The following is a 24,627-nucleotide window of genomic DNA, read 5'->3' as shown; positions in this document are numbered from 1 at the left end:
TCGCGCGCCATGTCCCCGCCCGGATATGCCCGGTGGCCGATCGGATCGCGCCTATTGATCCGTTCGCGGCGCCAGAATTTCCACCTCGCGGGTGAACAGGAAATAGCTGTAATCGCGGTGGAACAGCCCGCTGGCCAGCACGCTGCGTTCGTAGCGGCGGAAATTGGCCAGCGCGTCTTCCGGCGCCCAGATCGATACGAGCAGGGCCAGCGGTGGCTGATCTCCCCCGCCAAAATGCGCGGCCATCGCCGCGCCTGGCCCGCTTTCCTGCGGGTCGGAACGCGTCAGCCCACAGATCGCCGTGGCAAAGGCGGGGGCCGCAGCCAGCCCGGCTTCGTGCGCGGCCTGCCATCCGCCTTGGGCGTTCGCCGCGACCACGCCGTCGGCGCAAGCCAGCAGCATCATGATCTTCACCGTGTTCGCGGCCGGGGCGGCCGGCGGGGGGACCAGTACGGTTTCGATCGTCAGCAAGGCCTGGTTGGTCGGCAATTCGGCAAAGTGCGCACCGTCCGGCGCAATCACGGTTCGGTTGTATTCGGCCGAAAAGGTTTCCGCCATGGCCTGGGGGCTGGTGAAGTAGAGTTCGGTCACGCTGTCGCGATGGAAAACGCCGACATGATCGGGCCGATCGCCTGACCCGTAAGCGCCGTCGAACGCATGGTTCTGGACATAGCGGTGGAGTTGCAAGGGGTTGTCCGTTGCCAGCTTGCCGTGGACCTGCTCGATATAGGCGAGGTATTCGGCATGCGTCATGCCCGGCTTGCGCCGGACGGCGGCAACGATCTTGAGCATCCTACTCTCCCTTGAACTGGCATTCGCCGCTTGGCGCCGGGCCTGAACTTGCCACGCCGGCCTCGGGAGTAAAGCCGCTAGCGGCGATAGGTCCATATTTATTCCATCAATGCTAAGATTGGTTCGTGTTTATACACACATTGATGGCATCGATAATGCGCTATGCGTATCTTTCGTTTTTCGCCGCCTGCGATGCTGACTAGGTTTGCCGGCACAATGTCAGGAAAAACGCGGGTTGAGCAGGAAGCCGGTCGGGCCGCTCTGGCGCAGCGGGCGCGGCGCGCCGCGTGCGACAGCATAAACGACAGGCGTTTGCAAATGGCGGAACAATGACATGCGCATCGGGGGCAGCCCGAGCACGATAAAAGCCAAAAAACAGTCACGGAGAGGGAGGAAAACATGAAGCAGGGCATTCGTTCGGGCGCTTCAGCGCTGGCGATGATGGCCATGGCCGCGATGCCGCAGGTCTCGCATGCCGATGAGGCGGGCCAGCAATCTGGCACTGTCGGGCTCGAGGAAATCGTCGTGACCGCGCAGCGCAAGGCGGAGAGCGCGCAAAAGGCCGCGATCGCGATCAGCGTGGTTACGGCAGAAGCGTTGACGAAGGCGGGCGTCAACAGCGCGGCCACTCTCAATTCCGTGGCGCCTTCGCTGACCGTTGCCCAGGGTGGTGGCGCGACCACCAGCTATTTCGTGCGCGGTGTCGGCAATTTCACCAACAATGTCTACAGCGATCCGGCTGTCGCTTTCAACTATGACGGTGTCTACATCGGCCGCCCGACGTCGACCGGCAGCGCATTTTTCGACCTTGAGCGGATCGAAGTGCTCAAGGGCCCGCAAGGCACGCTGTACGGCCGCAATGCGACTGGCGGCGCGGTCAATGTGCTTCCCGCCAAGCCGGTGATCGGCAAGCTGATGGGCGCGGCCTCGCTGGGCTATGGCAACTTCAATGCCATCGACGGCGATGCCATGATCAACGTGCCGGTGGGCGACAACACGGCGGTCCGGCTGGCGGGCAAGGTTGTTGACAGCAAAGGCTACTATTCCGACGGCACGGGCAATACCAAGTCGCAGGCCCTGCGCGCGCAGATCCTGACGCAGCCCAGCGCGGCAGTGTCGCTCCGGTTGGCAGCCGACTGGGCGCACAACGGCGGCATGGGCGTGGGCGCCACGTATGATGGCCTGCTGAATTTCACGCCGGGTGCACCGGCGTCGGCCAATGCGCCGGCCAATTACACGTATGTTCCTGCAAATCTGGGCGCGTGGTCGGGCCTGCTGTCTCCCAAGGCCAGCGCATTTTTTGTAAACACCGTGATCGGCGGGTCGTTCATCTCTCCTGCACCGCTCGACAAGCCGTTCATCAACGATACCAACTGGGGCGTTGAAGGCGAAGCCAATCTCGACACCAGCATTGGCAAGGTGACAACACTGCTGGCCTATCGCAAATCGACCCTGGACGACCTGTTCAACGGGGCGCCCAGTTTCCGCGGGGCACGAACCAAGGAAAACAGTCATCAGTTCAGTGCCGAAGTGCGGCTTGCGGGCAAGCCGATCGGCCCGGTCGAATGGCTGATCGGCGGATTTTTCTATGACGAAAACGTCCAGGGCAACAGCACTTACAACCAGTATCTGGTGAGTTCCATCCAGAGCTACGCCATCGGCACCAAGTCCTATGCCGGGTTTGGGCGGCTGGTATTCCACGCCACCGACCATTTCCGCCTGGTTGCCGGTGGGCGCTATACGCGTGACGAAAAGCGCATCGATGGCTTGGCCAATACCCTGCTGGACCTGTGCACCAACGCGCCGCCGCCTGCCGGGAATGGCTGCTTTGGCGGCCCATCGGTGCCGACCGGCCTGACGCTGGCAGATATCGCCGCCCAGATCCCTGCGTCGCAATTGCCGGCGGGCTTCCCCACTGCGCCGGGTGATGTGCGTCCGTTCGGCAATGCCGGCAACATCCTGACTTATGCCCCGGTTGCGGTGAACAAGCCGCTCAACAACAACCGCTTCACCTATCGCCTGGCCGCAGAATACGATGTCGGGCCGCAATCGCTGGCCTATCTCAGCTACGAGACCGGCTATCGTTCTGGCGGCTTTGCCCTGGCCAAGGGGCGTGAAACCTATGCGCCGGAATTCATCGATGCCTACACCGCTGGCATCAAGAACCGGCTCATGGGCAATCGCCTGCAAATCAACGTCGAGGCGTTCCTGTGGAAGTACCGCAACCAGCAGGTTTCACACTTCGGCTTCGGCAGCGATGGCCTGACGACCTATTTCACCACCAACGTCGGCAAGTCGACGATCAAGGGCGTGGACATCGATTTCCAGTTCAAGGCGACGCCGACCACGCTGCTTTTGGGTGACGTTCAATATGTCGACAATACACTGGACCAGTTCACCTACAACGTGCCGCGTGGCGGAACGTCGCTACCACCGGCGGTAGGGTGCCCCTATACCCCCGGTACCGAGGGTGGCCTGCCGGTCTACACGATTGACTGCAGCGGCAAGCCGGGGCTCAACTCCCCGCGCTGGTCGCTGAACGGCGGCATTCGCCAGGACATCCCGCTGGGTGATTACACCCTGCAACTGTCGCTTGATGGCCGCTATCGCTCCAACCGGGTGATCGGCTTTGAATATCTCGCCCAGCACAACTCCGGCGACGATTTCACCGCTGATGCCTCGATCGCGTTCGGCCCACATGACCAGCGCTGGCAACTGACGGCGTGGGTCCGCAATCTGACCGACAACAACGTCCGCATCCTGACGCAATACAACAACAACGTCGGCGGTGTGATCGCCACGTCCTATGCGCCGCCCCGCACCTACGGCGCGCGCGCATCGGTGAAGTTCTAAAGCTCAAAGCCGGGGAAGGGCGATCCTTTCCCGGCGCCCGGATGGCAAACCACGCATGGCCAAACCAGGCTTGGCAACGCCGGGCATCAAGAAACTCTGATCAGACTGCAGCCTCCCGACAAGGAACGTACTATGCCCAAGCAATTGAAAACCCTTGTCGTCGGTGGCGGCGTTGGCGGCATGGCCACCGCGATTGCCTTTGCCCAGCACGGCATCGTGGTCGATCTGGTGGATATCGATCCGCAGTGGAAGGTGCTGGGCGCTGGCATCACCATCACCGGGCCTACGCTGCGCGCGTTCAAGGCGCTCGACCTGCTGGACGAAGTGAGCACGGCTGCGGCCTTTTCCAAGAAGGTCGGGCTCTATACCCAGGCCGGTGATCTGATTGCCGAGCACGCGATGCCGCCGCTGGCCGCCGACCTTCCGGCCGCCGGTGGCATCTTGCGTCCGGTGCTGCACAACATCATGTCGAGCCGCACCCGCGCAGTGGGCACCGATGTGCGGCTGGGGGTGACGGTGGCATCGTTCACGCAGGATGCCGATGGCGTGGACGTGGTGTTCACCGATGGGGCAACCGGGCGCTATGACCTGGTGGTTGGGGCCGATGGCGCGTTTTCTGCCATGCGCGGGCTGCTGTTTCCCGATGCACCGCGCCCGCAATTCACCGGGCAGGGGTGCTGGCGCGTGCTGGCCGATCGGCCGGCGTGGCTGGACAGTGGCCGCATGTATTACGGCCCAGACCGCAAGGCCGGCGTGACGCCATGCTCGGCCGACAAGATGTACATGTTCTGCAATACCCCGATGCCCGGCAACCCTCGGGTGGGTGCCGAGGAAGGGATCGCGATGCTGCGCGAGATTCTGGCCGGCTTTGGCGGCGTGATCGCCACCGTGCGCGACGATCTGGGGCCCGACAGCGCGTTCAACTATCGCCCGCTCGAGGCGATGCTGCTGCCGCGCCCCTGGGCCGTGGGCCGGGTCGGCCTGATCGGCGATGCCGCGCACGCGACCACGCCGCATCTTGCATCGGGCGCCGGTCTGGCGGTGGAAGACGGGTTGGTTCTGGCGCACGAAATGCTTGCGGCGGACAGCGTTGCGGCCGGGTGGCACGCTTTTGCAGAGCGCCGCTGGGAACGCAGCCGGCTGGTGGTGCAAACCAGCGTGCGGCTGGGCCAGATGGAGATCGACCGCGCCCCGTCTGCAGAGCAGACGCAGGTGTTCGGGGCCGCTGTTGCCGCGCTGGCGGAGCCGATCTGAACAGGGGAGGTGGTTCGGCAAGGCGCGACGCGTTAGTAGGCTTGGCGCAAAATGATGAAAAACGACCGGGAGATGTTCTATGCGGTTCGAGCGGCTCGATCTTAACTTGCTCGTGGCGCTCGATGCCCTGCTCACCGAACGCAGCGTGACGCTGGCGGCAGAGCGCCTGTGCCTGTCCCAGTCTGCCGCCTCCAGTTCCCTGGCGCGGCTGCGCGACTATTTCGGCGACGAGCTCATGGTGGTGCGTGGCCGCCAGATGACCCTGACCGTGCGTGGCGAGGAACTGCGCGAGCCGGTCCGCGCGGTGCTTGAGCAGATCCGCAACACGATCACGGTCGCTCCTGAATTCAACCCGCTGACCTGCGATCGCCAGATCAAGGTCGTGGGCTCGGACTATGTCACGCAGGTCCTGCTGGCCGACGTGCTGTGCGATCTCGAAACATCGGCACCCAACATGCGGGTGGACATTCTCCCCCTGCACGATGCCCCGCACGAGGTGATCGAGCGGCAGCAGGCCGATCTCCTCGTCTCGCTCGACTATGCGCTGAGCCCTGATCACCCCAGTTGCCTGCTGTTCGAGGACGATCACGTGATGATCGGCTGGGACGAAAATCCCTTCATGCACAGCGAGATCACGCGCCAGTCCTACTTTGATGTCGGCCACGCCGTCGCCCGCTTCGGGCGCATGCGGGTGCCGGCTTTCGAGGACAGCTTCATGTCGCGGATGAAGCTGGCGCGCCGGGTGGAGGTGGTTGCGCCGACGTTTCTGGTGCTTCCCAAACTGGTGGTCGGCACCAGGCGGGTGGCGACAGTGATGCGCCGGCTGGCCGAGCAGATGGCGCAGAGCGAGGCGATCGTGCTGCGTGAGTTGCCCTTCGTGATGCCGCCCATTCGCGAGATGCTGCAATGGCATGTCGCCAGCGGCAACGACTTGGCATTGAACTGGCTGGTGGAACGCATCCGGCTGATGGCGTCGCGCGATCCTGCCAAGGCGCACCTTGCCGCAAGCAGCGCCGGACGCACCGCGTCGGGCTGATTTCGCGAAAATTACCACATGCGGAAGGTGTGCGGCGGCGCATGACCTCGGCTGATCTCTTTCGAATCAATTTATAAATTGACACGTTTCATTGACATAATTAGAGCACCCAAAATGGCAATTCAGCCCGGTGCATCTTCGCAGGAGTCGTGTGTGAGCCTCAAAACCTTGATCCTGACCGATGCGGACGTGGGGGCCGCGTTTGACTGGGCTGCGGCCATTGCGGCGCTGCGTGACGCTTATGGTGTGGATGTAACCGATGCGCAGTTTCCCCCACGCTCGATGGCCCGTGGACAGGGCCTGTGGCTGCGCACGCTGTCTGGGGTGATGCCGGGGCAGAAGTACCTGGGGGCCAAGATGATCGCCGCGTCACCGCGCAATGCCTGTGCCTCTTACCTGATCCCGCTGTTCGACGGCGCGACGATGGCGCTTGAGGCGCTGATGGACGCTGCCTCGATCACGGGCCTGCGAACGGCGGCGACATCGGCGCTGGCCGCGCGCGAGCTACTCGATAAGCCGCAGCCCCGGGTTGCCGTGATCGGATCTGGCTTCGAAGCACGCACCCATCTTGAAGCACTGGCGCACTCCGGCCCGATCGGGGCGGTGGAGGTTTTCAGTCCGCGCGAAAGCAGCCGCGCTGCCTTTTGCGCGGCCCTGGCAGACAAGGGCGTTGCCGTAACAGCGGCCCACAGCGCGCAGGAGGCGGTGCAATCGGCCGACCTGGTGATCTGCGCTGCGCGTTCGCGCGATGAAAGCCCGACCTTGCGCGGCGCTTGGCTGCGTCCGGGGATGACCGTGGTGTCGATCGGATCGACCCTGCCGGAACAGCGCGAACTCGATCCCGAAGCTATCGAACGGGCCGATCTGATCGTGGCCGACATGGTCGAGGAAGTGGCGCACGACACGGGCGACATGATCGCGGCGAGTGCCGCCGGCGTCGCCTTTGCCGACAAGCTCGCCAGCCTGTCGGCCGTCGTGTCGGGCGCCCGCCCCGGGCGCACGTCACCCGATCAGATCATGCTCTACAAGTCGGTCGGCGCGGCGATCCAGGACCTGACCGTTGCCGCGATGTGCGTCGAACGCGCACGGGCACTGGGCCTTGGCACCGAAATTCCGGCTCCTATTCAACCCGTTAACAAGGGGAAGTGAGATCATGCCCAGCTACACCAAGAGCGAAGCCCGCGCCTGGGCGCGCGAAAAGATGCTTGGCGTTGCCAACGTCACCATCCCGACGATGACTAACGACTTTGCCGGCCTAAATGAAAAGGCCGCGCGCCACGATATCGAGACGACCATTGCGCATGGCTTTGTCGGCACGCTGGCCTGTTCGGAAGTGGCCGTGACCATGGCCGAATACCAGCGCTTTGTCGAAGTGATGGTAGAGCAGTCCGCCGGGCGGATCTTCGTGGTCCACCACGCCGTGTTCAACACGCTGGAGGACAACATTGCGGCGGCAAAGCTGGCCCAGGCCGCGGGGGCAGAGCTGATCCTGCTGGGCTATCCGCCCTATTTCTTCCCCAAGTCGCTCGACGATATCTATGCCTATACCAAGGCGTTCTGCGATGCGACCGACCTGGCGGTCATGCTCTTCCCGATCCCGACCTGGGGTTTTTCGCGCCTGAGCCCGACTGACATGCCGATCGAACTGCTGCGCCGCCTGGTCGACGATTGCCCCAACGTGGTATCGATCAAGGCCGAGGGTGGGGCGCCGTTCATCATGGGCGCGATCGAGGCGCAGCGCGCGTTCGGCGACGAAGTGGTGATCTCCTATCCGCTTGAGCATGAGTTCGTGCCGCTGGCCCAACTGATCGACGTGCCGTTTTGCGGCACCAACTTCTCGGCCTATTTCGGGCCCTGGCTGCCCAAGGTGTTCCAGCTTATCCGCGAAAAGCGCTTTGACGAGGCGACGGCCGAATTTCACCGTGTCGATCCTGCGCGTCGTGCGTTTGCCGGGGTTCCCCAGGCTGGGAATGGCCTGATCAACCGCATGATGTGGAAGTATGAAGCCTGGTTGCAGGGCTATAACGGTGGCCCGCTGCGCCATCCCACGGCGCGGGTTTACCAGCGCGACATGACCGCGCTGCGCCGTGGGCAGGAAGCCGCTGGCCTCAATCCGACTACCGATGCCGACGAGCTGTTCTTCATCGGCCGCAACCCCTGCTGAAAGGCGTAACCATGGAACAACCGACCCCGCTTGCGCTGAACGACCCGTCGCTGCTTCGGCAGGCGATGCTGATCGATGGCGAATGGGTGCAGGCCGACGATGGCGCAACGTTCGATGTGCGCAATCCGGCGACCGACGCGCTCATCGCCCGCGTGCCCAAGGCTGGCGCGCAGGAAACGCGCCGTGCCATCGCGGCCGCTGCATCGGCCCTGCCGGCCTGGCGGGGGCTGCTGGCCAAGGAACGCGGCGCAATCCTGCGCAACCTGTTCGACCTGATGATCGAGAATATCGATGATCTTGCTCTGCTGATTACGTCCGAGCAAGGCAAACCGCTGAGCGAGGGGCGCGGCGAGGTGCTCTATGCGGCCAGCTTTATCGAGTGGTTTTCCGAAGAGGCGAAGCGCATCAACGGCGCGATCATCCCGCAGAACATGCAGGGCCGGCGCATTCTGGTGCAAAAGGCACCGGTGGGCGTGTTTGCCGCCATCACGCCGTGGAATTTCCCCGCGGCGATGTTGACGCGCAAGGCCGGGCCAGGCTGGGCGGCAGGCTGCACCGGTGTGATCAAGCCCGCCAGCCAGACGCCGTTGACCACGCTGGCGCTGGCCGTGCTGGCCGAGCGTGCGGGACTGCCCAAGGGTGTGTGCAACGTGGTGACCGGGTCTGCCGGGGCAATCGGGGGCGAGATCACTGCCAACCCCACCGTGCGCAAGCTGTCGTTCACCGGATCGACCGAGATCGGCGCGTTGCTGCTGGAACAATGCGCGCCGACCATCAAGCGCACCAGCATGGAACTGGGCGGGAATGCGCCGTTCATCGTGTTCGACGATGCCGACCTGGACGTGGCGGTCAAGGCGGCGCTGGTCGCCAAGTATCGCAACAGTGGCCAATCGTGCATCGGTGCGAACCGCTTTCTGGTCCAGGCCGGCGTCCACGATGCGTTCGCCCGGCGTCTGGCGGAGGAGACCGCCAAGCTCAAGGTGGCGGAAGGCACCCAGCCCGATGCGGCGATCGGCCCACTGATCGACGCGGCCGCGCTCGCCAAGGTGGAGGAGCATATCGCCGACGCGGTGGCCAAGGGCGCCAGCGTGGCGGCGGGTGGCCGGCGCCACGCGCTGGGCGGCAATTTCTTCGAGCCGACGGTCCTGGTCAATGTGCCGTACGATGCGCAGATCTTTGGCGAGGAAACCTTTGGCCCGGTGGCGCCAGTGTTCCGCTTTGAAACCGAGGAACAGGCGATTGCCCTCGCCAACGATACCCCGTTCGGTCTTGCCGCCTATGTCTGTGCGCGCGATGCCGGGCGGATCTTCCGCGTGGTCGAAGGGCTGGAATTCGGGATGGTCGGTGTCAACGAAGGCCTGATCTCTACCGAGGTGGCCCCGTTCGGCGGGGTCAAGGCATCGGGGCTCGGCCGCGAGGGCTCCCAGGTCGGTATCGAGGAATACCTCGAAACCAAGTACGTGGCCCTGGGCGGGATTTGACAGCTGCCGCCTGCGCCTTTCCCGCGCCCGTGCTATTGATCGGCACGGGCGCATACCGCATGGGAGAGGCGTGGCGAATGCAGCGACAGCGATGGGGAGTGCAGGGTGATCAAGGACGATCTGGTCCGTCTCAGGGCCCTTCTCGACCAGACGGTGGAGCGCGGCGAAGATCGCTTGCCGCCCGAGCCGAAGCTTAGCGACGAACTCGGCATCTCGCGCGGGCGGTTGCGTACCTTGCTCAAGCGGTTGGAAAGTGAAGGCGAGATCTGGCGCCATGTTGGCAAGGGCACCTTTGTTGGCCCGCGCAAGCTGATCGACAGCAATCCCGTTGCCGTCTCGTTCAGCGTCGATGATATCCTTCAGGCACGAACCGCGCTGGAGCCACAACTCGCCGCGCTGGCCGCCATCCACAGCACGCCGGAGGACGTGGCGGAGATGGACGCCTGCCTTGCGGAGATGAAGCTCGCCCCGTCCATGCTCCACTGGAAGCGACTGGACGAGCGGTTGCACCGCGCCATCGCGCAGGCGACCCGCAACAATCTGCTGCTCACGCTGTATGACACGCTGCGCACGCAAATGAAGTTCACGCTCGATAGCCGCATCGACCAGGTGTTTGGCGCCGAGCCAGGACCCAAGGCGGATACCGATAGCGAGCACGCGCAAGTGGTCGACGCGATCCGCCGGCACGACCCCGCTGGCGCCGAGACCTTGATGCGCGAGCACCTGTTCCAGCTGCGTGGCAAGCTGTTCGGTTTGCGCTGAGGGGCGATACGCCCCCCAGTGCAACGATCGATGTGTTCAGAGATGGATGCCTGACTTGCCCGGGGCGATGATGCCGTTGGGATCGAGCGCGCGCTTCAGCGTGCGGTTGACGTTCATCCGCACCGGACCCTGCAGGGCTGCGGCCGCGTCCATGAAGGCGATGTTGGTGCGATAGACGCCATAGCCGCGCTTGCCGAACTCGCTCATCAGGCGGGCAAAGCAATCGTGGGCGCGCTTGCGTTCATCGGGCGAAGACCTGTCGAACAGCAGGTCCATCACCGCGATCATATTGCGCTGCTGCACCATGAAGCCGCCGAGATAATCGAAGCCGAACTCGGCAAGGATCTGTTTGCCCAGCGTGATGATCGCGGTTGCATCGGCACCGGTGGCGCGGGCAACCGGCGCGAACCAGGCCGATCCGCCGCCGCCGCGCCAGTTGTAGAGCCCGAATTCGTCGAGATCGAGTTCGCCGGCCATCAGCCGTTTGGCATGCTGCCAGGTGGGCTCGTCGCCCAGTTCGCGGTCTGTCAGCAGCATCGCGCCGCTCTTGGCATAGGCCTGCTCTACCAAAGCCCAGTCTGCAGCGACCTGCGCCGCCGAGCCATAGAGCGCGGCCTGCATCACCCATATGCCGAGATGATGATCCCGCGTGAATTGCGTGATCCATTCGTCGGTGACAGAGCCTTCGCCGGGAAAGACGTCGGCGCGCCGGGCTTTCATCGCGATCATGTAGAGCACGTGACCCACGACTGGTGTGTTGCGGATGACCCCGCGCAAGCTCAGGTCACGGGCAATCTCTACCGCGCGGGGCAGATCGCCGTGGTTGGGGAATGAGACCAGGAACGGCTTGTAAACCTCGGGCCGCGGCATCAGGCCCAGGCCCATCTTGGTAACCACGCCAAAGTTCGACTGGCTGAAAATCCCGTCGAGATAGGGACCATAGCCATAGCGGTTGGTCTGCCAGCTTTTGGCGCCCGCGATCGAGCCCATGCCGGTCCGCAGGATATCACCATTGGCAAGGACGACTTCCATGCCACAGGCGTGGGCGAAATGATCGCCATAAGGGGTATAGCCGATGCCGCGTTCCAGGATCTGGCCCACAGGGCCAACGATCGGGCCGGGGGCGGGCACGTCGATCCAATAGGGCAGGTCTTGCGCCTTGAGATGATCGAGCAGCGCGCGATAGGTCACGCCCGGTTCGACCAAGGCGGTGCCCAGTTCGCCATCGACCTCGATGATGCGGTTCAACCGCCTGAGATCGAGCACAACCGTGCCGCGCATGGCCGGCGCGGCGGTGCCATAGCCGAAGTTCTTGCCGGTTGAGACCGGCCAGACCGGAATCCGGTGCCGGTTGCAGATCGCCAGAATGGCCTGGATTTCGGGAACCGATGCCGGCGCGATCGCTGCCGAGGGTGCATGGTCTGCATCCTCGCCAGGGATCATGATCTTGGTGTAGGGCGCCAGGCGTTCTTCTTCGACGAACACATTGTCCTCGCCGATCGCCTTTCGGAACTCGGCGATGCCGGCCATGAAGCTGCTGCGATCGTGCCCGGGAGGAAGGACCGGCCTGGGGGAATCGACGGTCATCGCGAAATCTCCATTGCGCCTGCCAACAGCGAGCGGCCGGCGAGCGTTGCAGGTGTGGGCAGGTGCGGCGCGAAACCCAACGCCCTGTGCAGGGGAAGTGCAGCCTGGGGCGCCTGGAAGATATCGGCCGCCCGTTCCAGTTCCAGGTACTGGTGCGCCCCGGCATCGCGCAGGGCCACTTGCACCAGCAGGTGCGAGGAACCGGCGAGCAGGCTGAGAAACGCGCCGCGTGGCCGCGCCAGCCGATCGGCGATCAGCGTCATCATGGTCTCGGGCTGCGTTGCCACCACGATTTCGGCCGGGCTGCCGGCCTGCTGGGCAAAGGCGCTGGCAAGCGATTGCAGCCAGGCCTGCGCCGCAGGTGCGTCGGTAAGGAGCAACAAGCCTGGCGTGGGCGGCGCGGCCATGGCCAGTGCGCTAGTGCTGGCTGCTGCCATGGCCGCGCCGGTGGTAGCGAGAAAGGCGCGGCGGCCAAGCGGAAGGGTCACTTGCTTTGCTCCAGCATGGCCGAGACGGCGGCAAGTTCTGCATCGCTGATTTCGGTGGGGCGGAATGCCGGCATGGCAAGCCCGCCATGCCGCACCATCAGGCGCACCACGGCGCGATCCAGCCCACGATGCGTGATGGCCGGGCCAACGCCATGGTCGTGGCAATAGGCGCAGGTGCGCGCATAGACCTGCACGCCCACCGGATCGCCTGTGCGGACCAGGGCGGAGACCACCGGAACGCCCCGATCAACGGGCGCGGGAACCTGGCTGTTGCCGGGCGCACCGAACAAGACCAGGCCTGCGGCAGCCCAGGCCGGTGTCCCGATCAGCGCCAGCGTGCGCGCCATGGGCAGCCGCCGCCGCGCAGGGCGAAGGCGGGTCTCTTTCATGCTTGGCCTCCCCCATCGGATGGTATTTCGGCCAGCGCTCCGGTGATGCAGGCGCGGCGCGATCTCGTTGTTGCGGCGTCATAACGCTGCGCCACATGCGAGGTCGAATGACTATGCGTGAGGTCGTGCTATCGACCGCGTCGATGGTCGCCGCGCTTCAGCCTGCGCGCTCGGCGTTGACCATCGCCTGCACCAGCCGGCGCCCCTGGATGGCGGCCTGATCGGCCGATACGCTGAACTCCACCGCCTGATCATGATCAATGGCGCAGCGCGCCATCTGCTGGGTCGCCTCGACCATGGCGATGTCTTCGCCAAAGACGATGTCGGCCATGCCCCGGGTCGCTTCCACGTCGAACGGCTCGCCATGATCGCGGGCCATCGCCCAGTAATAGTGCGAGCGGGCGATCGACACCGGGGTGGTAAGGTGAACCATGCGGAGCGAGAAATGTGCCAGCCCGCCGTCTTCGGGTGCGGGATCGTGGATCGCGACCTCGGCATGGTGCGCGCCGGGTGAAAGCTGGGTGCCACGCGTGGTGCGATTGGCCAGTTTGCCGATCGGCTTGCCTGCCGGAACGGCATAGACGGGAGCGAGCGGCTCCATGTCGTGCACCTGAACATAGCCGACGCGGCCGTCGCCCATCTCCACCTCTGGCGCGCGGTCCCACCCGCTGACCTGCAGCGAGTTTTTGTGCAGGAACGCGAAGTGGGTGAGATCGAGGACGTTTTCCTTGAGCTGCATATAGTTGCCGTTAACCGACTTGTAGCCCCAGACGGTGTTCCAGGCAGGATCGGAAAGGTAGGCAAGGTCTGCCGGGATAAGGTTGGGATCGGCCTTTTCCACCTCTCCGGTCCAGATCCACACAAAGCCATAGCGCTCTACCGCCGGGAACGCGCGCACGCGAATGGCCGGTGGGGTGGTGGCCTGGCTGGGTACGCGGACGCACTGCCCGGATGGCGCGAACTGAAAGCCATGGTAGGGGCAGACCAGATCCGCGCCTTCGACATGGCCAAGATGCAGCGGTGCCCAGCGATGGGGGCAGCGGTTGTGCAGGGCCGAGACCACGCCCGTCTCGCTGCGATAGAGCGCAACCGGCATTTCGAGGATCCAGCGCAGGATCGGCTTGTCCATCACCTCGCTGCCATGCGCAGCAACCCACCAGCTGTTGTTCGGCCAATTGCGCTCTGGTCCGGTGGTGCTGATGCCGTCACGCACGGGTTCGGGTGCGGTGGCGCTCGCATCGTCCATGATCTTCTCCCGTTTTGCTGTTGCAGACATCTTGGGTGTGCGTCATGTCTCAAGCAAATCGAAAGGTTTGAGGATAAATCCTCACCAAATCAGAGGATGGCATGCGCTTCAAAGGCCTGGATCTCAACCTGCTGGTGGCCCTCGAAGTGCTGCTGACCACACGCAGTATCACCGAGACGGCAAAGCGGATGAACGTGTCGCAACCCGCTGTCAGTGCAGCGCTTGGCCGTCTGCGGGATCATTTCAGCGATCCGTTGCTGGTGTTGAATGGCAAGCGCTTCCTGCCCACCACAACCGCCGAGACACTGCTGCCCCTGGTGCGGCAATTGCTGCGCGATGCCGAGACCATGCTGCAGGCTGGCCAGCGGTTCGAACCTGCCAGCAGCCAGCGCACCTTTCGCATCATCGCGTCCGACTACATGGCCGTGGTACTGCTCACCCGCGTGGCGGCGCGATTGGGCGAGGTGGCGCCGCATGTCTGCCTTGATATCATTCCTCCCTCGCAACAATCCGGGCTGGCGCTCGACAACGGGCAGGTGGACTTGCTGATCGGGCCCGATGCCTTTGTGCTGGCGCGGTTTCCGTCAGAACTTCTGTTCGAAGAACGGCACGTGATCGTCGGCTGCGCGAATAACCCGCTGTTCTCTGGACCGATTGCCATGGCCGACTATGCCGCTGCCGGGCATGTCGTCGCCACGTTCGGGCCCAACCGCGAGGCTTCGTTTGCCGATCAGGTGGTGGAGAAACTGGGAATCGAGCGTCGCATCGCGGTGACGACAAGTTCGTTCGCGTCGCTGCCGTGGTTCCTGGTCGGCACGCCGCGGCTTGCGCTCATGCATGGGCGCCTGGCCGCCTTCTTTGCGCGGATCGCCCCGCTTGCCGTGGCGGAGCCGCCCTTTGCCATGCCCCTGCAGCAAGTGGTGATGCAGCACCATCCGGCGCGGAGGGGCGACATGGGCCTGCAATGGTTGACGGGCTTGATCCGGGACGAGGCGGCAGTCTGGACGGAGGATGGCACGCCGGCAGGATAGCCCACCCAGCCAGGCTCGCCCCACATCACACCCTGGCGATCGCATCATCCTTCGCCCGCTGTGCCTTGCGAAAGGCGAGCGGGCGCATGTTGTGAGCCTGGACGAACGCGTCCCGAAATGCCCGTTCCGAACGATAGCCACAGCGATCGGCCACGTCGGTTATGGGCAGATCGGTGTTGCGCAACAAATCAGCCGCAGCATTCATGCGACAACCGGTGAGATAGCGAAAAGGTGTCGTGCCCGTCGCGCGTGCAAACACTTCGGCAAAGGCGGTACGAGACATGCCGGCCGCCTTGGCCATGTCGGCCAGGGTCCAGGCGTTTTCGGGGTGGCGTTGCAGCCGGCGCATCAGGCTGGCGAGCGCGCGGGAGCGGCCCTTGTCGAGGATGTCGCTCAACGCGGGGGCATTGGCGGCAAGGTGGGTGCGCAGGATCTGCGCCATGAGGAACTGCGAGGTCATCGTGCTGATCGCGGCAAATCCGTCTGACGGCTTGGCACTTTCCGCGTCGAGCATCTGCACAAGCGCCGCGGTCCAAAAACGCAGCCGCGTCTCGCTGTCGCGCGCGAGCAGCACTGCGGGGAGCGTTTTCTGCACGGGCGGCGTTCCCGCGCGGTGCGACAGGGTCATCGCGCTGCCGATGAGGACGCAGCCGACGGGGCCATCGCCCCAGGCAATATCGACCGGGCGTTCATAGCCCTCAAGCGAGGTCGGCGGTCCGGCATTGGCGTCCCAGACTTCGCCCATGTCCGCGTAGCTGGACACTCTGCCGCCAACAGCCAGTTGGGTGGGGGCGCCACCCAGTGCCATCACGGCATCGCCTGGCTCCAGCTTGATGGTTCGCCCATCGGGAAGACCGACACGGCAATGCCCTTCTGCCACGATGAACATGTAGGGCATGCCGCTCATGGCAAACCCCTTTCGCGCACGCAGCGTGAACCGGGTAAGCGAGGCGCCCACCAGCCGGAAATCTGCTAGCAGGCTGCTGGTGATCGAGGGTGCTGCAAAATCCGGACGGAGCAGCCGTTTTTCCGTACGCGTAACCATCACGGCCAGCATCCGAAGGATTTAGGTTCCACGCAACGAAAATCGTCTGGCGCGCGATCACGCCGTGCCCGTACAACAAGGGAGTGGGATAATGCCGTTCATCCGCGAGAGTTGGTATCCGGCAAGCTGGTCGTCGTCGCTTGGGGCAGAGCCGGTTGCCCGCACGTTTCTGGGCGAGGAGGTGGTGCTCTATCGCGATAGCCAGGGCACGGCGGTCGCCTTGTCCAATATCTGCCCCCACCGGTTTGCCGCCCTGGCCAAGGGCAAGCTGCATGGTGATGCCATTGCCTGCCCTTACCATGGCTTGCGGTTTGGCCCGGACGGGCGCTGCGTGCACAATCCACATGGACCGGCGACGGGCGCAATCCGGGTGCGGTCATACAGCTTGGTCGAACGCCATGGCATGGTGTGGATCTGGATGGGGCAGGCGGAAAATGCCGACCCTGCGAAAATCCCCGTGCTGTCGGCGCGCGAGGACGCGCAGTTTGACTGGGTGGAGGGCTACCTTCATGTCGAAGGCAATTACCAACTCGTCATCGACAATCTGCTGGACCTGACCCATGTCGAGTTCCTGCATCCATTCCTTGCAGACCCTTCGGACACGTTCCCCACGGAAGTGACCTGTCATGAAGAGGGAGAGCAGGTGATTTCGCAATACAACCGCCCCCAGTGCAAGCGCACGCCGCTGGTCGCAGGCCTGTGGAACGACGCCCCCGAGGTGATCAGCCTGCTGTCCGTCATGCGCTGGCAGGCACCAGCCAACCTCGTGCAGCGCAACTGCTTTGACGTTGCCCGGCACGCCGACATGGCCAATGCCCATGTGCAGGTTCCGTTCTGCCACTTGCTGACGCCAGAGACGGAAACCACGACGCACTATTTCTGGGCGGGTGGCCGCAACCAGCTGCAGGGCGTGCCGGCCGTTTCCGAAGGATTCCGGCTGGGCGTCGAGGGCGCGTTCAAGAACGAGGACGAACCGATGATCGCGGATGTCCAGGGGCGCATGAAGGGACGCGAACTGTTCGACATGAAGCCCCTGCTGCTGCCGATCGACAAGTCAGCCGTGCTGGCGCGTCGGCGGGTGAGCGCCCTGTTGAAGGCAGAACTGGCGTAGCCCTGCACCTGCGCGCAGCAGCGGTCTTATCGCTTGTTGCGCGCAGGTGTTGCCGGCGAAGGGTCGCGATTGAGGAACAGTTCGCCGATCAGCGCTCTCAGCCACCGGTTCGACGGCTCGTCGTGGACGCGGCGGTGCCAGAATTGCTGGATGTTGATACGCGGCAGCGCGAGCGGCGGCGCGACCACCCGCAGCCGGGCCATGGTGGCGAATATCCCTGCCACTGCCGCTGGAACGGTGCTGATCAGTTCGGATTCGGCAACCAACAGGGGCACGCTCATGAAGTGCGGAGACTGGAGCTGCACGCGCCGCTCCAGCCCGTTGCGGCGCATCTCCTGCTCCACCAGTTCCTGGCTTCGCCCGGACTGCGCCACCACGATATGGCCCAGGCTCAGGAACGTATCGAGCGTCCAGCCCGGTCTGGCATGCGGGTGGTCAGCCGCCGCGATGCAGGCAAAGTCGTGATCGAACAGCTTCTGCGTCATGAAGTTGCTGCCGTTCAGATCGGGAAAATAGCCGAGCGCGAGATCGACCTTGCCCTCGGCCATCGCGGTCTCGAGTTCGATCGGCGTCATGGAACGGGACTGTAGCGTTGCCTGCGGCGCAAGCCGCGACAGCGCCGCCATCAGCCGCGGCAGAAAGATCAGTTCACCGATATCCGACGTGCTGATGACGAAGCGGCGCTGGCAACTGGCGGGCTCGAATTTCCGTTCCGCCAGAACGTCGGTTTGCACACCGTCAAGCACGCGTCGGAGCGGCTCTTGCAGCCGTTCCGCCAGCGGCGTCAACTGCATCGTATTGCCGCAGCGGAGTAGCAGTTGATCCTTGAACTGCACCCGCAACTTGTTGAGCGAAAAGCTCACGTTGGGCTGGCTGACGCCCAGCCGCCTTGCCGCGGAGCTGACGCTGCGCTCTTCGATCAGCGCATCGAGAACCACGAGCAGATTGAGGTCAAAATCGCGTACGCTCATGGTTATAAGATATCTGGATATCGGAAATAACGCCATACAGTGATGTGGATTTCCTCTGCCCTTGCTAGAACCGCGCGCATGATCCGGGAGAGCGTGCTGTGAGCCAATCCACATTCCTGAAGAACGTTTGGTATGCTGCGGGATGGAGTGCCGATCTGGCGCCCGGCGCCCGGATCGCGCGCACCATCCTGAACCGGCCGGTCGTGCTGTGGCGATCGGAGGAAGGCACGGCCAGCGCGCTTGAAGATCGCTGTGTCCACCGCGCCATGGCCCTGTCGGCCGGTGTCGTCACCGGCTCGCATCTGCGCTGTGCCTACCATGGCCTGGAATTTGCGGCGGACGGGCGCTGCGTGCGGATTCCGGCGCAGGATCGCATTCCCGAGACGGCGCGCGTGCGGCACTATCCGCTGGTCGAACGACAGGCTTTGATGTGGATCTGGATGGGCGATGCCGAACAGGCAGACCCCAGCCTGATCCCCGATTACCCTATTCACGAAGACGCCAGCTACGCCTGGCGTGGCGCGCACTTGCAGGTCAATGGCAATTGGCAGTTGCTGGTCGACAACCTGATGGACCTGTCCCACTTGCCATACATTCACGCCCGCACGATCGGCGGCGATCCGGATCTCCACTTCCGCACGAAGACCAAGTCCGAGAAGCGTGGCCATACAGTGCGGGTCACCCGGCTCATGCCCGATTCAGAGCCGCCGCCGACCTATGTCGACGCTGCCAATTTCCAGGGGAAGGTCGACCGTTGGCAGGAAGTCATCTTTGAACCCGTGTTCATTCGCATCCACACCGGCGCGTGCGACGCAGGCACGGGGGCATATGACGGGCCGGATTACGGCGCCTTGGGCACGACGCGGTTTTCCATGCGCGGCTGTCACGCGATCACGCCTGAAACGGAAACGACCACGCATTACTTCTGGTCGATGGCGACCAACATTCTCGACAATGGCGTGCCGGACGAAGTGTTTGAACAGACCGCGCGCACGTTTCGCGAAGACCAGGAGGTCCTGGAACTGCAGCAGCGCCGGATGCTCGAGTGTCCCGACGAACCGCTGATTGACATCGCCAGCGACGTGGGTGGGCGCCATACGCGCCAGCTTATCGCGAACTTGCGGCGGGAAAACATCGGCATGGGGTGATAGCGCCGAAGCAGAACAGCCTGCACCAGGCGGGAGCGTCCCGCCCGGTGCAGGCATCCTGTGTAAAGCCTGTCAGAGCCTGGCCTGTCAGAGCCTCGAATTGCCGGGCCATGACCCGGCGAGCAGCAGCGCCCCGGTAATCGCCAGATCCTTGTAGAAAAAGAACATGTCCGGTCCGTGCCCATAGATCGGGTTGTGCATCAACCACGATACGGCAATGCTGTAGACCGCCAGGACCAGGGCGGGCCAGCGGCCGCCCATTCGGAACACCAGGGCAAGAGAGGCGATGACGGACACGGCCATGCCGATGGCCAGGCCAAGGGCAGGGGCGGGCACGCCCCTCGCAGTCATGTCGCTCAAGGTATCGGCATAGTGGGCGCTGGAAAGGTGATAGCGCGCCGCACCGATGAAAAACCATGCGATGATCGCCCGGCCGGCCAGGGAAATGCCATTTTCAAACCATGTTCCCTGCGGGTCGAGCACTCGCGGCATCAGGGGGTGTCCGGTCGCCGGACGTGCGGTGTCAGCGTGTTGCATCAGATGTGTACTCCGAAGCGCAGACCAAAGGTGCGAGGCGGCTCGATAATGCCGGTGGTTGGCGTGGCATCGCTGGAAGGCTGGGAAATCGCGTTGTAGCGGGCAGTATTCTCGATGTTTTTGACCCATGCAGCGACGGTCCAGCGCTTGTCGGCGGTGGTATAGGTCAGCGTGGCGTTCGACCGCGTATAGGCAGGCGAAAGCGTCTGCGGGTTGTGCGTATAGACTTCCCAATAGCTGCTTGAGAAATACAGATCACCCGCCAGCGCCAGGGTCGCGCCATTGCTGAAGTCCCAGATGTGGGTGTAATCGGCGTTGAGCGTGGTGGTGGGCGCCTGGGGCAAAGCCAGGCCACTGCAGGCGCAGGCATTGCCGGCGCCAACCGCCGAGGCCGGAACATCGAAGTCCAGTCCGCGCGCGGATTCGAGGCCGAGGCCCAGGCCGAGCGTGTCGTGCACGGTCGCCTTGAAGCGCACGGTCAGGTCGTTGCCCACCATCTGTGCCGACTTGGCATTGACGATGATCAGGCCGCCGATCGCCTGGTTGAACGCGCTGACCTGGTAATCGGAAAAGGCGTAGTAATAGAGTTCGTCATTGATCTCGAGGCGGCCGCCCCAGAAGCGGTTTTTCGTGCCGACCGTGACCGCCTTGAGCGTTTGCGGCCGGAACGTCAGCGCCTTGCCGTTCGCGTCCACCGTGGGGACGAACCCGCCCTCGTTATAGCCGGTGGCAAAGTTGGCATAGACCATGTTGTCGCGCGAAATGTCATACTGCACGCCGACCCGGTAATCGACGTTGCTGGAGCTCAACGCGGTGGTAAACGTGGTGGGGAAACTCACGCCTGGCGCAGGCCCGAACCCGTTGACCCCGCCGCCGCTGCGCTTGTCGTATGAATAGCGGATGCCGCCGGTCAACTTCAGGCCGTCGTGCAGCGTGTACGTCGCCTGTCCGAACCCGGCATAGCTGACCGAATGCACGTTGAAATTCTGGGTGACCTGCGGATACCGGGCGGGGATGGGCGCCAGCGTGAGGATGCTGGTGGTCAAACCATCGTTGAGATAGGCATAGCCACCGGCAACCCAGTTCAGGTGCTCACCCTGGTGCGACAGCCGCAATTCATGGGTATATTGCGTGGCCGAGGGATCGAGTTCCAGCGTGCCCGGCCCGTTGTAGAAGTTCGAGCGGCTGCTGTAATGCAGGTAGGCCGGGATGTAGATCAGGCTGGTTCCACCGCCCAGGTCATATTCGAACTTGGCATGGACAAGATCATACCATGACTTGTTGAAGAAATTGGCCGCCGTGGGGTCGACATTGAATTGCCAGGGGCTGGCATCAGACGGAAACTGCGCGCTGGGGGTGACCGGCTTGGGCGTCAAGCCCAGCCCGCCGCTGTGATAGTATTCACCCGAAAGGGTGACGGTCAAACGCTCCGTTGGCGTCATCTTGACCTTGAGCCGGCCGGCAATGCTCTTCTGATCGTTCAAGCCATTGCTCAGGTAGCCGTCGTGATCCTGGTAATCAAAGGCGGCACGCACCGCGACATCGTCGCCGACCGGGACATTGACGGCGCCGGTGGTGTGGATGAAATTGTAATTGCCGCCTTCGGCCATCATGTTGATGCCGAAGTTATGGGTTGGGTCTTTTGTCGAGATGTTGACCGCGCCGCCCGCGGCGTTGCGACCATAGAGCGTGCCCTGTGGGCCGGAGATCACTTCAACGTCGTTGAGATCGAACAGTGCGCCACCGGTGATTTCGCGCGGTGCGTAGACTTCATCGATGTTCATCGCCACGGCCGGATCGGTGCTGTCGACGTCAAGGAAGGTGCCAACGCCGCGCAGATACACCTTGGTTGCGCCGCGTTCGGCCTGGAACTGTGCCGAAGGAACCAGGCTGGCGACGCCGCGGATATCGGTGATCCCGGCGGTGGTGAGGGCATCTTGGGAAAGCGCGGTCACTGCCGCGGGCGTGCCATGAAGCGGTTGGCTCTGCTTTTGCGCCGTCACGATGATTTCCGGCGTTGCCTGGGCAATCGGGGCGGCGCTCGTGGTGGCCTGTGGCGCGGCTTGCGCGTCATCCGCCAGGGCGGGGGTCGCCAACATGCACGCCGCATGCAAGGCCGTGGTGGTCAAAAGCAATCGCTTCATAATGCCTCCTCTCAGATCCCCTTCTTTCGGTCGGTGCACGTCACACGGGGCACCTAGGGGGGGTACGGGGCGGTTGATGACGGAGGCGGTGCATTCTCGTCAAATCAATAGATGCCGCATTAGCTATCGTTAAAAATTATACATTGGTGCCGTGCAACGATGTGTGTCGGTGGTGCCGGTTCGCAGCATCCGCGCGCATTCTTGACGGTCGCTGGCGCGGCGCTGCCACTGACGAGCCGCGCCAGACCAAGGCGAAAACGTCGGCGGCATATCCATCATTTTGGCTGATATAACGCCAATATATTATCGATTATATTTCCCAAACGCCTGCCTGTAGCGTCCCGCGCAAAGAATGCTGATGGGAGCGATCGAGGATGTATCCGTTTGGAAGTGATCGGCCTTTTGTGAAGAATCGCTGGTATATCGCCGCGTTCTCGGACGAGGTGAGCCGCCAGCCGCTCGCGCGCACGATCCTGGATATACCGCTCGCTCTTTATCGCACCATGCAGGGCAAGGTAGTGGCTATGTATGGCCTATGCCCGCATCGCTATTTCCCTCTGGCGAAAGGCAAGGTCGAAGGCGATGCACTGGTGTGCGGTTATCATGGCTTCGTGTTCGAGGCGGACGGCAAGTGCAGCGCCATCCCCTCGCAGGGCACCGGCGCCGGCTTTTGCCAACCGACCTACCGCATCGAGGAGCGCGGCCCGCTGTGCTGGATCTGGATGGGCGACGCCGCCGCGTGCGATCCGTCGCTGATCCCGCCCTACGCAGATTTCGGCCTTGGTGAGCCGGGGTGGCGCTACAGCTCGCAGAACCATTTCATCGTGAAGGCGCGCGCGCAGCTGATCATCGATAACCTGATGGATCTGACACATCTTCCCTACCTGCATTACCACGTCGCCGGTGGCGAGGCGATGAAGTCCATGCCCATGCGCGAGGAGCAGCGGGAGGAAAGCTATCGCCTGATCCGAACCGGCAAGCTGCCGTGGGGCGGCTTCCACGATCTGCTCTGGGGCGCGGAAAATCGCTATGAGGGCCTGGCCGACTGGGAATCGATCACCGATTTCTATGGGCCCGAGTTCATCCGCACGAACATGCCCCTGTTCACCCGAATTCCGGGGCACGAAGAGGTGCCGGCGGCGCTTGGGCATTTGCACATCTTGCACGGGATCACCCCGGAAACGGCGAACAGCACGCACTATTTCGGCTTCGCCAACCGCAATTTCCGGCTCGACGATCCGGCGCTGGACGCGTTCCAGTTGGAGTCTGACAAAAAGATCCGGCAACAGGATATCGATGCGGTGGAAGCGATCGAACCGCATGTCGATGCCGCCGCGCGGGTGCAGCAGGAATTGCTGGCCAAGTCCGATGCCCCGGCGGTGAAAGTGCGCCGCCAGATCGCCCTCATGATGGAGGCCGAAGCATGAGCAACGGCACAACCTTGACGGCGTGTGGGCCGGAACGTGCCCCTATTCCTGTAGCGCAGCGCGGCCGGCATCTCGTGGTCGATCTGCATTGCCATTTGAACGTGGCGTCGGCCGAAGCGCTTGTGCGCCGCGAGGTTCCCGATCTGCCCAACCCGTTCGCCTTCATGTCGGACGCGTCGAAGGCAACCAATGCAAAGCTGTTTGGCGCGATCGGGCGCAAGCTCAACGGGATCGACGAGCGCCTGGAGGACATGGATCGTCTGGGCGTCGACGTGCAGGCGATCAGTCCATCGCCAGGGCAATATTACTATGCCGTACCGCCGGAAGTCGGCCGCGAGGCCGCGCGGCTGATCAACGACGGCATGGCGGACGCGGCGGCCAAGCATCCCGACCGGCTGGTCGGCATGGGCACGGTACCGCTGCAGAACGTTGGCATGGCGGTGGAGGAATTGCGGCGCTGCGTGGCCGAACTGGGCCTGCGCGGCGTGGAAATCGGCTCCAACGTGGCGGGCAAGGAACTGGCTGACCCAGAATTCCGGCCGTTCTTTGCCGCGGCCGAGGAACTGGACGTGCTGGTGTTCCTGCATCCGCTGGGCTTTACCCACGGTTCCCGGCTGGCCGAGCATTACTTCGACAACATCATCGGCAATCCCCTGGAATCGACGATAGCGTTAAGCCACTTGATCTTTGGCGGCGTACTGGAAGCGCATGCCGGCCTGAAGCTGTGCGTCGCGCATGGTGGTGGGTATCTTCCTGCCTATTGGGGGCGCATGGATCACGCCTTCCGCGCCAGGGAAGACTGCCGCCAGTTCATTTCGCGAGAGCCATCGTCCTATCTGCGCAACGTCTGGCTAGACACCCTGGTGTTCGATCGCGACCAGCTCGACAGCCTGGTGCGCACCCATGGCGCCAGTCGCCTGTGCCTGGGCACCGATTATCCGTTCGATATGGGCGAGCCGGACCCGCTGGGTTTTCACGACCATTTGCCGGACGACATCAAGGCGCGCTTGCTCGGGCTGAATGCAGCAGACCTGCTCGGCTTGTCGGCGTGCCCCCACGGCTGCGCCCATCACACCTAGCACAGTTCAATAAATTTCAGTGATATTAAACCGGCTAATTATTGATTGGACGGCGTTCTGCTGACGTGAAATTCCAGATGAA

Annotated in this window: 21 protein-coding genes; 12 read left to right on the top strand and 9 right to left on the bottom strand. The window is 63.5% G+C overall.

The features are described from left to right. Positions 1–51: 51 nt before the first annotated feature. Complete coding sequence (locus tag C8K14_RS10340) at positions 52–792, bottom strand: EthD domain-containing protein (protein WP_062785806.1); 741 nt, start codon at positions 790–792, stop codon at positions 52–54. Between the two features lie 399 nt (positions 793–1,191). Here C8K14_RS10340 and C8K14_RS10335 point away from each other — a divergent pair, with 399 nt between their 5' ends. The 7 genes from C8K14_RS10335 to C8K14_RS10305 all read left to right on the top strand — a co-directional run bounded on the left by C8K14_RS10335 (position 1,192) and on the right by C8K14_RS10305 (position 10,342). Continuing rightward, positions 1,192–3,645 carry a TonB-dependent receptor gene (locus C8K14_RS10335; RefSeq protein ID WP_107716602.1) on the top strand — a complete coding sequence of 818 codons (2,454 nt, stop codon included), beginning with the start codon at positions 1,192–1,194 and terminating at the stop codon, positions 3,643–3,645. Positions 3,646–3,777: 132 nt separating this feature from the next. After that, on the top strand, positions 3,778–4,899 hold the full coding sequence (locus C8K14_RS10330) for an FAD-dependent monooxygenase (protein ID WP_107716601.1): 1,122 nt from the start codon (positions 3,778–3,780) through the stop codon (positions 4,897–4,899). Positions 4,900–4,978: 79 nt separating this feature from the next. Then, entirely contained in the window at positions 4,979–5,935 is a 957-nt protein-coding gene (locus C8K14_RS10325) for a LysR family transcriptional regulator (RefSeq protein WP_054130397.1), read from the top strand. Between the two features lie 153 nt (positions 5,936–6,088). Further along, the gene (locus C8K14_RS10320) at positions 6,089–7,084 is read left to right on the top strand and encodes an ornithine cyclodeaminase family protein (RefSeq protein ID WP_169049070.1); all 996 of its coding nucleotides are present in this window, start codon (positions 6,089–6,091) and stop codon (positions 7,082–7,084) included. Positions 7,085–7,088: 4 nt separating this feature from the next. After that, positions 7,089–8,099 carry a dihydrodipicolinate synthase family protein gene (locus tag C8K14_RS10315; protein WP_107716600.1) on the top strand — a complete coding sequence of 337 codons (1,011 nt, stop codon included), beginning with the start codon at positions 7,089–7,091 and terminating at the stop codon, positions 8,097–8,099. Positions 8,100–8,110: 11 nt separating this feature from the next. Then, the gene (locus C8K14_RS10310) at positions 8,111–9,580 is read left to right on the top strand and encodes an NAD-dependent succinate-semialdehyde dehydrogenase (protein WP_107716599.1); all 1,470 of its coding nucleotides are present in this window, start codon (positions 8,111–8,113) and stop codon (positions 9,578–9,580) included. A 105-nt stretch (positions 9,581–9,685) separates the two neighbouring features. Then, positions 9,686–10,342, top strand: coding sequence for a FadR/GntR family transcriptional regulator (locus tag C8K14_RS10305; protein WP_022677560.1), 657 nt, complete (start codon positions 9,686–9,688; stop codon positions 10,340–10,342). 36 nt (positions 10,343–10,378) lie between these two features. Here the strand turns inward: C8K14_RS10305 and C8K14_RS10300 are convergent, their stop codons facing one another. The 4 genes from C8K14_RS10300 to C8K14_RS10285 all read right to left on the bottom strand — a co-directional run bounded on the left by C8K14_RS10300 (position 10,379) and on the right by C8K14_RS10285 (position 14,052). Further along, positions 10,379–11,929 carry an FAD-binding oxidoreductase gene (locus tag C8K14_RS10300; RefSeq protein ID WP_107716598.1) on the bottom strand — a complete coding sequence of 517 codons (1,551 nt, stop codon included), beginning with the start codon at positions 11,927–11,929 and terminating at the stop codon, positions 10,379–10,381. Beyond that, entirely contained in the window at positions 11,926–12,417 is a 492-nt protein-coding gene (locus C8K14_RS10295) for a hypothetical protein (RefSeq protein ID WP_107716597.1), read from the bottom strand. Before C8K14_RS10295 ends, C8K14_RS10300 begins: the two co-directional genes overlap by 4 nt. Further along, the gene (locus C8K14_RS10290; protein ID WP_107716596.1) at positions 12,414–12,806 is read right to left on the bottom strand and encodes a cytochrome c; all 393 of its coding nucleotides are present in this window, start codon (positions 12,804–12,806) and stop codon (positions 12,414–12,416) included. The genes C8K14_RS10295 and C8K14_RS10290 overlap by 4 nt, the downstream gene beginning before the upstream one ends. 157 nt (positions 12,807–12,963) lie before the next feature. Further along, positions 12,964–14,052: an aromatic ring-hydroxylating dioxygenase subunit alpha gene (locus C8K14_RS10285; RefSeq protein WP_158271892.1), complete on the bottom strand. Its 1,089-nt coding sequence runs from the start codon at positions 14,050–14,052 to the stop codon at positions 12,964–12,966. Positions 14,053–14,153: 101 nt separating this feature from the next. Here C8K14_RS10285 and C8K14_RS10280 point away from each other — a divergent pair, with 101 nt between their 5' ends. Further along, on the top strand, positions 14,154–15,083 hold the full coding sequence (locus C8K14_RS10280; RefSeq protein ID WP_107716594.1) for a LysR family transcriptional regulator: 930 nt from the start codon (positions 14,154–14,156) through the stop codon (positions 15,081–15,083). A gap of 25 nt (positions 15,084–15,108) precedes the next feature. On the opposite strand, the gene C8K14_RS10275 is transcribed toward C8K14_RS10280, so the two are convergent. Further along, a complete protein-coding gene (locus tag C8K14_RS10275) occupies positions 15,109–16,128 on the bottom strand; it encodes an AraC family transcriptional regulator (protein ID WP_158271891.1) in 1,020 nt (339 codons plus the stop codon). Positions 16,129–16,219: 91 nt separating this feature from the next. Between C8K14_RS10275 and C8K14_RS10270 the strand changes: the two genes are divergently transcribed. After that, positions 16,220–17,239: an aromatic ring-hydroxylating dioxygenase subunit alpha gene (locus C8K14_RS10270; protein WP_107716592.1), complete on the top strand. Its 1,020-nt coding sequence runs from the start codon at positions 16,220–16,222 to the stop codon at positions 17,237–17,239. A gap of 26 nt (positions 17,240–17,265) precedes the next feature. On the opposite strand, the gene C8K14_RS10265 is transcribed toward C8K14_RS10270, so the two are convergent. Then, the gene (locus C8K14_RS10265; RefSeq protein ID WP_107716591.1) at positions 17,266–18,210 is read right to left on the bottom strand and encodes a LysR family transcriptional regulator; all 945 of its coding nucleotides are present in this window, start codon (positions 18,208–18,210) and stop codon (positions 17,266–17,268) included. A 98-nt stretch (positions 18,211–18,308) separates the two neighbouring features. Here C8K14_RS10265 and C8K14_RS10260 point away from each other — a divergent pair, with 98 nt between their 5' ends. After that, positions 18,309–19,358, top strand: a complete 1,050-nt coding sequence (locus tag C8K14_RS10260) for an aromatic ring-hydroxylating dioxygenase subunit alpha (RefSeq protein ID WP_107716590.1) — start codon at positions 18,309–18,311, stop codon at positions 19,356–19,358. Positions 19,359–19,445: 87 nt separating this feature from the next. Here C8K14_RS10260 and C8K14_RS10255 read toward each other — a convergent pair whose 3' ends face one another. Next, on the bottom strand, positions 19,446–19,850 hold the full coding sequence (locus C8K14_RS10255; protein WP_158271890.1) for a DoxX family membrane protein: 405 nt from the start codon (positions 19,848–19,850) through the stop codon (positions 19,446–19,448). 44 nt (positions 19,851–19,894) lie between these two features. Then, positions 19,895–21,994, bottom strand: coding sequence for a TonB-dependent receptor (locus tag C8K14_RS10250; RefSeq protein WP_022677571.1), 2,100 nt, complete (start codon positions 21,992–21,994; stop codon positions 19,895–19,897). Between the two features lie 449 nt (positions 21,995–22,443). On the opposite strand from C8K14_RS10250, the gene C8K14_RS10245 reads away from it, so the two are divergent. Together C8K14_RS10245 and C8K14_RS10240 are read left to right on the top strand one after the other, a co-directional pair. Further along, positions 22,444–23,466 carry an aromatic ring-hydroxylating dioxygenase subunit alpha gene (locus C8K14_RS10245; RefSeq protein WP_233251017.1) on the top strand — a complete coding sequence of 341 codons (1,023 nt, stop codon included), beginning with the start codon at positions 22,444–22,446 and terminating at the stop codon, positions 23,464–23,466. After that, entirely contained in the window at positions 23,463–24,545 is a 1,083-nt protein-coding gene (locus tag C8K14_RS10240) for an amidohydrolase family protein (RefSeq protein WP_166643341.1), read from the top strand. The genes C8K14_RS10245 and C8K14_RS10240 overlap by 4 nt, the downstream gene beginning before the upstream one ends. The last annotated feature ends 82 nt before the right edge of the window (positions 24,546–24,627 follow it).

Origin of the sequence: Novosphingobium sp. GV079 (assembly GCF_003058045.1) — a bacterium.
GTDB lineage: Bacteria > Pseudomonadota > Alphaproteobacteria > Sphingomonadales > Sphingomonadaceae > Novosphingobium > Novosphingobium capsulatum.
The sequence above is the reverse complement of the archived record's forward strand: the minus strand, read 5'-3'. Positions and strand labels throughout refer to the sequence as shown.